9 protein-coding genes and 1 pseudogene are annotated in these 11,749 nt (G+C 50.9%); 3 read left to right on the top strand and 7 right to left on the bottom strand.

The window, feature by feature from the left end; all coding sequences use genetic code 11:
- Positions 1 to 10: 10 nt before the first annotated feature.
- Together CLV41_RS26735 and CLV41_RS27900 are read right to left on the bottom strand one after the other, a co-directional pair.
- Positions 11 to 235 carry a hypothetical protein gene (locus CLV41_RS26735; protein ID WP_146048647.1) on the bottom strand — a complete coding sequence of 75 codons (225 nt, stop codon included), beginning with the start codon at positions 233 to 235 and terminating at the stop codon, positions 11 to 13.
- A complete protein-coding gene (locus CLV41_RS27900) occupies positions 222 to 932 on the bottom strand; it encodes a hypothetical protein (RefSeq protein ID WP_103225546.1) in 711 nt (236 codons plus the stop codon). Before CLV41_RS27900 ends, CLV41_RS26735 begins: the two co-directional genes overlap by 14 nt.
- An 81-nt stretch (positions 933 to 1,013) precedes the next feature.
- On the opposite strand from CLV41_RS27900, the gene CLV41_RS26725 reads away from it, so the two are divergent.
- Together CLV41_RS26725 and CLV41_RS26720 are read left to right on the top strand one after the other, a co-directional pair.
- On the top strand, positions 1,014 to 2,159 hold the full coding sequence (locus tag CLV41_RS26725; RefSeq protein WP_170107337.1) for a radical SAM/SPASM domain-containing protein: 1,146 nt from the start codon (positions 1,014 to 1,016) through the stop codon (positions 2,157 to 2,159).
- Between the two features lie 35 nt (positions 2,160 to 2,194).
- A complete protein-coding gene (locus tag CLV41_RS26720; RefSeq protein ID WP_103225555.1) occupies positions 2,195 to 3,631 on the top strand; it encodes a gluzincin family metallopeptidase in 1,437 nt (478 codons plus the stop codon).
- A 66-nt stretch (positions 3,632 to 3,697) separates the two neighbouring features.
- On the opposite strand, the gene CLV41_RS26715 is transcribed toward CLV41_RS26720, so the two are convergent.
- Positions 3,698 to 4,189: a VOC family protein gene (locus tag CLV41_RS26715; RefSeq protein ID WP_103225554.1), complete on the bottom strand. Its 492-nt coding sequence runs from the start codon at positions 4,187 to 4,189 to the stop codon at positions 3,698 to 3,700.
- Between the two features lie 309 nt (positions 4,190 to 4,498).
- Between CLV41_RS26715 and CLV41_RS28460 the strand changes: the two are divergent.
- A pseudogene (locus tag CLV41_RS28460) lies at positions 4,499 to 4,738 on the top strand (IS110 family transposase); the annotation flags it as partial.
- A 360-nt stretch (positions 4,739 to 5,098) separates the two neighbouring features.
- Here the strand turns inward: CLV41_RS28460 and CLV41_RS26705 are convergent.
- The 4 genes from CLV41_RS26705 to ileS all read right to left on the bottom strand — a co-directional run bounded on the left by CLV41_RS26705 (position 5,099) and on the right by ileS (position 11,684).
- Positions 5,099 to 5,896 carry an ABC transporter permease gene (locus CLV41_RS26705; protein WP_103225553.1) on the bottom strand — a complete coding sequence of 266 codons (798 nt, stop codon included), beginning with the start codon at positions 5,894 to 5,896 and terminating at the stop codon, positions 5,099 to 5,101.
- 3 nt (positions 5,897 to 5,899) lie between these two features.
- Complete coding sequence (locus CLV41_RS26700; RefSeq protein ID WP_103225552.1) at positions 5,900 to 6,694, bottom strand: ABC transporter permease; 795 nt, start codon at positions 6,692 to 6,694, stop codon at positions 5,900 to 5,902.
- Complete coding sequence (locus CLV41_RS26695; protein WP_103225551.1) at positions 6,685 to 7,683, bottom strand: ABC transporter ATP-binding protein; 999 nt, start codon at positions 7,681 to 7,683, stop codon at positions 6,685 to 6,687. Before CLV41_RS26695 ends, CLV41_RS26700 begins: the two co-directional genes overlap by 10 nt.
- Before the next feature lie 683 nt (positions 7,684 to 8,366).
- On the bottom strand, positions 8,367 to 11,684 hold the full coding sequence (ileS, locus tag CLV41_RS26690; RefSeq protein ID WP_235867271.1) for an isoleucine--tRNA ligase: 3,318 nt from the start codon (positions 11,682 to 11,684) through the stop codon (positions 8,367 to 8,369).
- Positions 11,685 to 11,749: the final 65 nt, after the last annotated feature.

Here is an 11,749-nt window from a genome sequence, read left to right as displayed (position 1 = left end):
GTGAGAGAGGTTACCAACCCATTGGTAATTCGACATTGACGCCGATGATCGGGGCTTCTCCCTGCTTGGCGTCGAGCTGGTTGATCTGACGGTTCAGGGATGCCACGACGAGCGAGTAGGCGATTTCTGGCGTCAGATGATCACGGATCTTTTGCAACTCCGTGGAGGTCACTCTCGCTACGCCGAACGCATCGAACTCCTCCACGTCATTGGCGATTTTTTCAGGCTTCAACATCTGCTGCTTCCTTGACAACCTGCCGGTCGCTGAACGGCAGTGATTTCTCCTCTAGGGCGGCGATGGACACGTTGTAGAACGCGGAGACCTTTGTCCTTCCATCCCAGTTTACGGTGATGTCGTGAACGTTTCTCACCAGCGGCTCCGGCAGGTTGTTCATGCCAGCCCAGGCATAAGGAACGGTGGTCACGCCGTCGAGCAGAGCACCTGCTTCCGTTTCCAGCTGATAGCGGATGAGCGCGGTGGCGCGTCCGGGACCGGCGGGCATGATGTAGTCGCGCAACGGGGTCACATTGCGCTTCAAGCGGGGCAACCGGGAGACCCCGGTCATCTCGTTGTGAATGACGAGGCAATCGTCTTCCAGACGCGTCGTGCTTGTTACTGACAGGCGAAGCAGTTCTTCGCCGCTGCTGTCGCGCAACACGCCTTCGCGCGCCGGCGAAATGTCGAAGGCACCAGCGGCAATATGGGCGAGGTCAACGCAAGTCGCATCCGATTTGGCGAAGAACGTACTCGTGGGATGCGAGCAGATCAAAGGACAAGAAACTGGATCAAATCCAACAGGGAACGAGGGCGACGCCTCAAGGTGAAGCTCGCAGGTGCCGCGCGAGCGATCCCCTACCCCCTTGCCGTTCATGTCAAAACTTTCGCCATTGACGGTGCCGTGAAGAAAAAATGCGATTTTGGAAATAGCCATTTTGTAAGCCGCCCTCTGCTACGGTTGTATGATGCCATTGCATGCTCGAATAGCTTGTGGCAACCTGCCGCAGGTGTCAACATGAATATCGTGATCGCATCGCATCTTCGCAAACAATGCGTATTGTTAATTCTTGGAAAAATTCAAATTATCATGAGCAATCAGAACTATACGGAAAAAGCTAGAGATAATACTCAAGTTTTGCGTGAGGCGCGTGATCTGAACCCGCGTGACAATGCCATCAAGTTCGCTCTGGCGAACGCCATCAGGGCGAAACGACGCCGCCCGGTCCAGTTACGCCCTCAGATAACCTCACCGTTTTCAATCACTAATCTCGAGTTGACCAATCACTGCCCGATGCGATGTGAGATCTGTCCGCGAACGCATGATATGACGCGCTCCCTAGGTTTCATGGAAGATGACGTATTTTTTAGCGTGATCGAGGAACTAGCACGCCTAAACAAAGACAACGCTCCGGGAGGAATCCTGTATCTTCACCATTTCGGCGAAAGTCTGCTTCATCGAAGCCTAGACAAGTTCGGCGCCAGGGCCAATGAACTCGGCCTGTTCACCTCGCTTTCGCTCAACCCTTCCGTCTTGCGCGAACGAATTGTCAGCCGCCTACTTGCAGCGGAAATCGGATTACTTCAGTTTGCGATCGATGGGTATGACGACGACACCTTTGCACGCGCCCGTGGAGTTCATGGGGCTTATGAACAGTCAGTTGAATGGATGCATCGGTTCCTCCACAGGCACCGTACATCGCGCGGCACTTCCCGAATTGTGATTAACATCATCGACATTCCCGGCTTTGATGCGGACAAGCTCGCGGAGCGAGAGAACTACTGGCTTCAAGTTTCAGGTGTTGACGCGGTTTACCGAAAACCTTTCGTGACATGGAACGGTAGTTCCAAAGCCGTGAATGCTTGGTCACATATTGTCGACAGGGCCGACCAGGCTCTGACACCTTTGCCCATTTCCTGCACCGAACCCTTTGAAAGTCTGAATGTGACATGGGACGGTGACGTGCTCGTTTGCTGTTTTGATTATGACAAGGAGATCGTGCTGGGCAACGTAAGGGAAAGCAGTCTGGAAGATATCTGGAATAACGAGGCCATACAGGCACTGCGAACGGAATTTATTTCCGATCGCGTCGAGAATGCCTTGTGTCGCAGCTGCCGCTATCTGCGTCAACCAATTGGGGATTCCTCGGTCATATGCCCCTGAGAGGTGAATTTTCGGCCGGAAAAGGCGATGCCCAATTGCATGCCTACGTTCGCGAACTACGTTCAGCGCAGGCAAATGCATATCTCGGGCATCCAGCAGTCAACATTGAAGAGATCGACGAAACATATTCGGATCTGCTTGACGACGCAGCGTTCTCCGAAGAACTGGTCCGCCTGAACGGTGGTTTCCAGCCCGCAGCGAGTTTGCGCCTTCTCTTCCGGTTCGCCGGACGCCTCAGGAGAGAAACCGAACGTCTTGGAGCCGACGTCAACAACGAAGGCAGTCTTGCCTCACGCGAAAAGGCTGATATCTGCAATGCGCTCAGGACCGAAACGAGCGCCGTTGAACGCCAGTTACTTCATCAAAGAATTGTCTCTGATGCTAGCTGCCGAGCACCGGCCTTCTTTCAGCGGCGTCTATGCATGGATACGCTCTGCGAGACCCTGCGCCTAGGAAAGGGTTACGCCGCAGTCGTCGCTAGTTTGATCGGCGTATCTTCCCCATGGTTGCGGCATTGCGCACAAGCGATCCTAAACGGCACGCAGGCATTCTATTTTGAGGAACGCGACTATTGGTGGGGAGCGGGCGGAGAGCCTACACAAGACGCTGACCTCACTTTCCTAATGTTCAGGGCAGGCCCCTCACCCAACGAATACGCGGACCTGTCCGCCGCCATCTGCTACCTTTTCAGTCAGGCTTATGTCGGCGGCTGCCAGGTATCCCAAATCAAATTAGACACTCTGCAGCGATCGGGCAAAACACCGCGACCTTTTACAGCACCGGTCGATCCACCTGCTCACGTGATTGTCAGCAGCCGACCTGGTGGAAGTACCAGAGACCTCAGCGAGATTCTTCACGAAATTGGCCACGGATTAGCATTTGCCGGGATTTCTAGCGACGTCACTTGGGAGAGCAAGCTCTTATGGTTTGATGCGGTGCAAGAGATCTCTGCATTTTTATGCGCATTTCTCGGACAGAAGTCCAGTTTCCTGGATGAACTAATAGGCACCAGTAACAAAGCAGCGCAGGACATCGCCAGATATAACCGATTTCTCGAGTGTTACCTTGTTCGCAAACACGCTTGTCTGGCTCTTTTGTCTCTAGCAGAATGTGACATACGGTCGGATTTCGGTTCGCGGGCAGCTTCTCTGCTTCTAGAGCACACCGGCGTGTTGATTGCTCCGACAATCGCCCGCACTGCCATAGAAGACGAATTGATGTCGTGTAGCTATCTCTTGGGCTGGATGACGGCGGCGCAGCTTCAAAGCCGATTGGACCTAACGTTCCCGAGCGGCTGGTGGCGTGCACCTAAAGCCTGGTACGAACTCGCACACTTCTGGGCAAGTGGCGGTATCGATTTCGATACCGCCGTTTCCAGAATAGTTCCCCACGATGACGCCGGCGGACGAAATGGGTGGGCTATGTCTTATTATCGGCCGCTCGTCAGTCTCTTTTCACTCCGCGATCACTGAAAACATGCCGAGACAGTGGGCTCCCTCGGCTCTTCTTTTTGTAGGCACGCGGCGGTAAATAGAACTCTAAGCCTGAACCTGAACAAGCGCCTCCGCCCAACGTCCTTCGCGCGCTCCTGCACTCAATAGCTGCGGCTTGTCGTAGGACAGGGTCATGAACTCCCACCGCATTCCATAAGGATCGTCAAACACCAGTATCGAACTCGAAGAATGGCTGATTTCGCAGTCGTAGTGCGAGACAATCTCTCGCATATGCTCCAGTTCTTCCGAAGTAACCTCGATGCCGGTATGGGAGTACCGCCCGCCGGGTACTGGAACAGGCCGCGCTTCAAGATCGATAGCGAAACCTCCACGATAGACCATCACAAGACCGATCCGTAAATTGTGCCTGTCCGCGAATTGCCAACCATCCTCTTTAGGAAGGGTCGCCCAGCCATCAGGCGTCATGGTTTCCCGGAACGCTACATCCATACGAAAAAGATCACAGTAAAAATGCTCTGCGTCGCGCAACTCAGAGTCGGAAATCCTCATCGCAATATGCGTCATCTTAGGGATCATATTTATCCTCCTTTCTAACAAAGTCGAAAAGGCCATTGGACTCGTCGACTAGAAGCTACGTTTACTGCCATCTTCGCTCCGCTTTACTGCGAGTTTGATCCAAATCGAAGCCACAATATCGGGCGCGATCGCTTATTCGGCGGCGTTCCTGGAAAAATCCAGAAACTTCAAATTCTATGATCAATCGCGAAAACTTTTAAGATCTACTTCAGCGGTGCACTAAGCCCGCATATGACAGGGACATGATGCCACAACCTATGCGATCGGCCAACCCACGACACACCGATTCTGGTCTCTTTTTCGCGACCTCAGGAAAGACTGCTTCGGATCTCGGGCTTCAAGCGGCTCCTAATCGTGGGCGCGATGTCTCATCTGAATTGGCTGGGGCGAAAGACGATATCGGAGAAATCATGGCTGTCGCGAATGTTGGCCAGGAAGGCGAGGATGCTGGTGGCCATTGCATTGGCAAACAAGATGGCACGAACGATCTGGGCCATGTTGACAAAAGGACAAGATTGTCAGAATCCGGTGGAGGCTGCTGCTGCATGACTTCGTTCACCTTCACACCTGGACGCAACGATCCGTGCCTTCACATAGTCCGGCCAACGACGCTGACTACCCGTATCACGCCCGTCCGTGAGAACTTGACTCTCGATCCAACATGATCAGCCAATCACAGATCGAGGGAGACAAAACAATGTGGAGGTAGCACAGCGGTTACCCTTTTGCGGCGTTCCACGCGATTTAACCGAACATTACCGCTTGATTGAGGGGGAGGTCACGCGGAGACTGGGTATGTCATGTAACAACGGTGGACCCGCGTCGTGTGGACGGATTTAATCACGATGATTGCGATTGCAATTGCGACGATGGACCTTAAGTTCGTAGTGGGCTTCCCGTGCGCGAGACTTAACCGCCCGCTCCTTGGTAATTCACAAGCCCTCTGTGCCATACAAACGTCGCAGCGCAGATAGAAAGTGGGCCGACAAAAATTACAAACACGCCGCCCATGGGACCGACAATCGGGATTGGATGGTCTAGGAGGTATGCCACAGGAATATAGCTCATAAAGGCCAGTGGGACGAGAACGACAACGGTTACTTGAAGCAGAAGTGGAAAAATGACGATAGGATAGCGCGTGAACTCTAGGACGCTGAAGAAGATTACATACAAGTAATAAACGCGAATACCAAATAGACTAAGAGCTCCTATCATTAATAGCATGGACGCAGTCAACGCTGCGGAATTGAGAATTGCCGCAAACAGATACAAGACCGTGATGAAATTCCAATCCACCAAATGAATTGACGACCATGCCATGAGCGTCAATGCTAGGCAGACATGGCCAATGTAGTCAAAATTAAATTTGGCAAAAATGATGTAAAGCCATGCAGGTGCCGGCTTTACCAGAAGAAGATCAAATGTGCCCTTCCGGACATTGGATTCAAGTTCGCGGAATTGGACGAAACAGAACGCTGCACCTAACGAATATGACAATAGCTGAAAACTCATTAGAAACAGCAGTTCTCGCCAAACCCAGCCTGCCATACCGCCAATCCGATAGGTAAGAATAAAAATGGCACCGAATGAACTCCCATAGGCAATGACCTGCGCAATGCGGTTCAGCAAAAACGAGCCTTTGAATTGAAGCTGAACTCTGAAGCCCAAACTTGCAAGTTTCCACGCCAGTCGAATTTTGCTCGACACCGTTCATCCTCCGTGAACCGTGAATTGTTTCGTCGCCCTATGCCAAAGGAACGAAATCCAGCATACGAGAAGACCAACCCACAGCACTCCTCCAACGAGAAGGATCCATGCGACACCCAATTCGATGCGTCCGAGATAAATCTGAGAAGGATAGTACCCGATCCAAGCAAACGGTAATATTCTCGCCAGGGTAGCAAGCGGTTCCGGCAAAAGCCAGAGCGGGACTAGAATTCCAGCAAGTATTGGCATAAGTGCCTCGAGTAACCATTCGATAGCAAACGCAGTCATAAGCCAGATTGTAAGCAATCCGAACAGGCATGCGATAAGAAAAAATATTGTAAATCCAACAAACCAGAACGCAACAAACAGCAGTCCATAAGAAAATTTGTCTGGCCAGTCAAAATCAAACCAAAACGACAAAATGAGAACCGCAGGTAAAGCAACAATCGCGACGGAATAAATGTAGTTTCCAACTTCTCTTGCAAAAAGATAGATTGGATAATCAATTGGATGAAGTAGGTTTATTGATAAATCTCCGCTTTTTACGGATTGATCAATACTCCTTATCAGTCCCTGGAATTCCCAGCGGGTTACGAGCGTGCCGCTGATGATCAGATGGGTTGTCATTTGCGAAAAACTGGGAGCCGCCGAAGAGATGAGAATATTCGTTTCATAGACTGCGGCCCAAATAGCTATCCGAGCCACTGCTCGCACAATCTCCGAAATTATTCCAGTGATGAAGTCAAAGCGGTAAGCAATATTAACCTTGAAAGACAACGTTACAATGTTCAAGAACATTTAACAATACTTCCATTGCGATAAACAGACTTTACTATTTCTTCTATCGTCAGTTCTCTAACCGAAAAATCAACAATATTGTCGATATCTTTCAATTGAGCAAGAATATTTCCAGAAGAGGTTGCTCTGTCTTGAATCAAATAATGCTTTTCAAACTTATCGTTCGATATAAGTGCTGTTCCAGCTATTCTCAATTCTCCTGTGGGCTTTGCAAAAGTGATAACAAGTCTACGCTCAGGGCCCATCTGGGCGCGAAGCGTATCGAGCGTTCCTTCGAAGATTAGTTCCCCTCCATTTACAATAATTACTTTGGAGCAAATTTCTCTTATATCTTGCAAATCATGTGAAGTCAGAATAATCGTGAGTTCACGTTCGGACTGTATTTGGCGTAATATTTTCCGTACTGCTTCTTTTGCTTCTATATCCAAACCGATAGTTGGTTCGTCCAGAAATAAGATTTTCGGTTCATGGATTAGAGCAAGCGCCAGTTCCGCACGCATTCTTTGGCCCAGACTGAGTTGACGTACCGACTGGTTCCAGAAGTTTTTGATTTCCAAAACCTGCAGAAGGTAATTTTTATTTCTCTCATAACAATAATTCGATAAAGAATACATAATTTTATGCAGTTCAAAGGAATCTACAACTGGCAACTCCCACCATAACTGGCTTCTTTGACCGAATACAACGCCGATATGTTGAGCGTTTTCTTTTCTATGCAAGTGGGGTTGTCGCCCGCGCAGCTCTATCGTACCGCTCGTTGGCACCAGTATTCCTGTCATCATCTTGATCATAGTCGACTTCCCTGCCCCATTCGGCCCAAGGTAGCCAACTGAATCGCCAGTGCTCACCTGAAATGACAAGTCGGAAACCGCAGTCAGTTCCTTTCGTTCAGGCTTGACGAGAGAATGAAACCAGCCGGTATTCCCATCGCGGTTGTTGGCAATCTTGTAGGTCTTCGTAACATTGCAGACCTCAATAGCGAACTCCATCAATGCTCTCCAATACCTAAGCAATTTCAAGAAACGCTGGGCACCAAGGCACCGACCCAATTCAATTCTTGACGCTAACGAAGAAACTAAACCAATGAGAAAAGTATTTACGAAAAATTTTCGAAACTTGAAAACACAGGACTGTCACCGTAACGATAGTCATCGCAATTCGACCGTTTCCAGTAGATTTGATTACCTTTGTTGTCGAGCGAAGGAGAGCAGGCGGTAGTCCGTAAGATAAAATCGCCTGATCGGCATTTTGCGGGCATCATGACAAATGCTCCGAAGCCGATGCCTAACAGATTAATTAGCACAATTATTGGTAATGGACAAGTTCTGTACTGCTAATTAAAGTTGCATCTGCGAAAGATAAAGAACATTAAATTCACCCAATTTCTGACAAATAGAGACCCAGCGCAAAGTGCGCTGCTTCACTGACTTTCCACTACTTGGGGCTCGAATCGCCACCTTCCATCGTGAACCGAAAGTATCTCAATGGCACCTCAAATTTCTCCAGAATGGGACCTTTAGTATTCCTCAGTCTGGTGTCCCGGTAGTCAGGCGGATTTACAGTTTGTAATTTTTGGTGGTCGTCCCTTGGGCCCCAGCGGCGGGCGTCTACATCATCAGGCCCGTTCCGCCCCCATCTTTTAAATCTCAAGTCGTAACATTCGAATGAAGGTTCAGACGACGCTCAAGGAGATTCGTAGCGTCTGATCGTTAATCTTGAAGACCTCCGCACTTTCAAGCGTCCGAGAAGGAACCATTTCGAACTGATCACATAATGTCTCTTTCAGGATATGTTCCTTGTGAGCCAAGAGCGCATTGACAAGTTGGTTGGGAACCTCGGCCTGAACTGCGATTCTATCGCTCACGTCCAGTTCCGCTTTTTTCCGAGCCTCCTGCACAAAACGCATGAAATCGCGAGCCACTGCCTCATCCCTCAGCGTTTGATCGAGCGAAAGATCAAACATGACGGCCCCAACGCCGTTGTCAATCAGCGCGGCATCGTGACTATCTGGCGAAGAAATTGAGAATGTATAATCATCCTTCTCGAGTTTGACGCCTGCGATGTTGATTGTGCCATCGTCCTCCCGATGCCATTCCCCGACCTTCGCCGCTTTTAGCACTTGCTGTACCTGACCGCCGATGCGGCGGCCAATCTTTGGATCGACTCGTAGTATCGCTGAACCCACTCCTTCCGTACTCAGTTCAAATACCACTTTCTTCACGTTCAGTTCGTCGGCGATCGTATCTCTGTAGCGTTCGATAGTCTCACTCGCTGGATGTGCGATCGTAAGCTGGCGAAGCGGTTGGCGCACACGCATCTGATTGCGGGAGCGGATCATCATGCCGGCAGAACAGATTTCTCGCACAAGACCCATTTCTTGTTTCAATTCATCCTCGACCGGGAAGGATGAGACTTCGGGCCAGTCACGCAGATGCACTGAACGATCGCCCGTTAGGTTCCGAACGATTGTCTCGACTAGGAAAGGCATCATTGGGGCAAGCGCCGTGCTGGCAGTAACGAGTACTGTGTAGAGCGTATTGAAGGCTGCCTGTTTGTCGAGGTCGACGCCTGACGACCAGAAGCGCACTCGATTGCGGCGAATATACCAGTTGTTGAGCACGTCAATAAAGCCAGGCACCAGTGCATAAGCATCTGGGATCTGCACCTGTTCCAGAGCGGCTTCAATGCCTTCGACGAACTCACGCGTCTTTGCGAGGATATACCGGTCGTGTATGTCCTCAGAGGCCGTGGAAAGCTTGGCTTTGTAACCGTCGGTGTTGGCATACAGCGTGAAGAAGTAGTAGGAGTTCCACAGCGGCAGAATGGTCGCACGTAACGCCTCGCGGATCCCGCGCCCATCGATATCGATAGCAAGGTCGCCACCAACCAGTAGCGGCGAGGACAACATGTAGACCCTAAGTGCATCCGCGCCGTAATCGTTTAGGACATCAATCGGGTCGGGGTAGTTCTTCAATCGCTTCGACAGTTTCTGCTTGTTTTCGTCAAGAACGACGCCATGACATACGCAGGTCTTGAAGGGGGCCACATCCATCAATGCGGTGGACAGGACAATCAGTGTGTAAAACCAGCCGCGTGTTTGCGCGATGTACTCGACAATGAAATCGGCTGGGAAGTTTTCTTCAAAGCGCTGTTTGTTCTCGAACGGATAATGAAGCTGCGCGAATGGCATCGACCCAGAATCAAACCACACGTCCAGCACCTCTGAAGTTCGGCGCATCATTGACTTGCCTGTCGGATCATCCGGGTTCGGACGCACGAATTCGTCGATAAATGGGCGGTGCAGATCATCCGGACGGCGCCCAAAATCCCGCTCAATCTCGTCGAGAGATCCGTAAACGTCGATACGCGGATAGTTAGGGTCGTCACTTTCCCAAATCGGAATTGGGCACCCCCAGAACCGATTGCGCGAGATATTCCAGTCGCGAGCGTTTTTAAGCCAGGTCCCAAAGATGCCGTCGCGGACATGCTCTGGCACCCAATCGATCTGCTCGTTGTTCGCCACCATTCGGTCACGAAAAGCGGAGACCTTCACGTACCAGGCATCGATCGCTTTATAGATCAGAGGTGTATCGGTGCGCCAACAATGCGGATAGCTGTGAAGATAAGTCTCGTGCCGGAAAACAACGTCGCGTGTTTTCAGGTCGCGAATGATCTCCTTGTTGGCGTCAAATACGTTCTGACCGTGATACTCTGGTACTTCTGCGGTAAAATTACCCTGCTCGTCCACCGGAATTACCATGGCAATGCCATTGGCCTGTCCGAGCTCTAGGTCGTCCTCGCCGAAGCCCGGCGCGATATGGACAATGCCGGTCCCCTGTTCAGTAGTTACGAAATCGCCTGCCAAGACCTGAAAAGCATTCGCCGTTCCTAAGAAATGGGAAAAGATCGGCGTATATCGACGCCCCACCAGTTTGCTCCCTGCAACAGAACCGACACGTTTGAATTCGGTCAGTTCCTTGGCGTAAGTACCAAGCGCCGCTTCGGCGAGCACGATCCTTTCCCCATTCTTTTCCATAATCGCATAGGTTAGGTCCTTATTTACCGCCAATGCGAGGTTGGATGGCAGAGTCCATGGAGTGGTCGTCCAAGCGAGCAACGTCATCGGAGCAGTCTCGCCTGCCTCCGCTTCCAAGACAAACTTCACAGTCAGCGCCGGATCCTGCCTCTCGCGGTATGAATTATCGAGACGTGTCTCGAAGTTTGAGAGCGGAGTCTGAACAGCCCAGGAATACGGGACAACGCGGTAACCCCGATAGACGAGCCCCTGTTTGTATAGTTCCTTGAAAACCCAGAGAACCGTCTCCATGAATGTAAGGTCCATGGTCTTGTAAGAGTTGTCAAAATCAACCCAGCGCCCCTGCCGGGTGACGTAAAACTCCCATTCTTGCGTGAAGCGCAGCACCGACTTGCGACAGTGCGCATTAAACTCCTCCACGCCGTATTCAAGGATTTCCTGTCGCCCTGAAATGCCCAATTCTTTCTCGCTGGTGAGTTCTGCCGGCAGACCATGGCAGTCCCAACCGAAGCGGCGTTCGACTCGCTGGCCTCGCATAGTCCGGTAGCGAGGGATCAGATCTTTAACGAAGCCCGTGGCGAGATGACCATAGTGTGGCAGGCCGTTGGCAAACGGTGGTCCGTCATAGAAGACATATTCATTGTTCTTGCCGTCAATCCTACGCGAACGTCGCTCCACAGTCTCTCTGAAGATGTTGTGCTCCTGCCAGTAAGCGAGGACGTCTTCCTCCATCTTCGACACATTCGGCGACTGGTCGACGGCTGGATAAACTGCGACTTTGTGTGTGCGTTCGGTTTGTGAACTCATCTGATCTACTGTATTGGGCCAAGCGGCGATGGTGGTCTTCTGCAAAAGCAGAGGCGACTGAGAAAAACCAACTTCCCCCGCCAGCTCTTGTTTATCTAGACACTCTGCACTAAAAGCAACTGCAATCACTTCGCCGCTTGTTCGCACGAAACGTGTGCCATGTCAGAGAATCGAAAGCTTAGCAAGAAACGTCGGTCCAGTATGAAAGCGGA

This window comes from Roseibium marinum (assembly GCF_002906165.1).
GTDB lineage: Bacteria > Pseudomonadota > Alphaproteobacteria > Rhizobiales > Stappiaceae > Roseibium > Roseibium marinum.
This window is presented reverse-complemented; position numbering and strand designations above follow the sequence as displayed.

What these genes read in the sequence shown, in the direction of transcription:
- CLV41_RS26725 (WP_170107337.1), top strand. Translation starts at nt 1,014, where the DNA reads ATGAATATCGTGATCGCATCGCATCTTCGCAAACAATGCGTATTGTTA.
- CLV41_RS26715 (WP_103225554.1), bottom strand. Translation starts at nt 4,189, where the DNA reads ATGATCCCTAAGATGACGCATATTGCGATGAGGATTTCCGACTCTGAG.
- CLV41_RS27900 (WP_103225546.1), bottom strand. Translation starts at nt 932, where the DNA reads ATGGCTATTTCCAAAATCGCATTTTTTCTTCACGGCACCGTCAATGGC.
- CLV41_RS26735 (WP_146048647.1), bottom strand. Translation starts at nt 235, where the DNA reads ATGTTGAAGCCTGAAAAAATCGCCAATGACGTGGAGGAGTTCGATGCG.
- CLV41_RS26700 (WP_103225552.1), bottom strand. Translation starts at nt 6,694, where the DNA reads ATGTTCTTGAACATTGTAACGTTGTCTTTCAAGGTTAATATTGCTTAC.
- CLV41_RS26695 (WP_103225551.1), bottom strand. Translation starts at nt 7,683, where the DNA reads ATGGAGTTCGCTATTGAGGTCTGCAATGTTACGAAGACCTACAAGATT.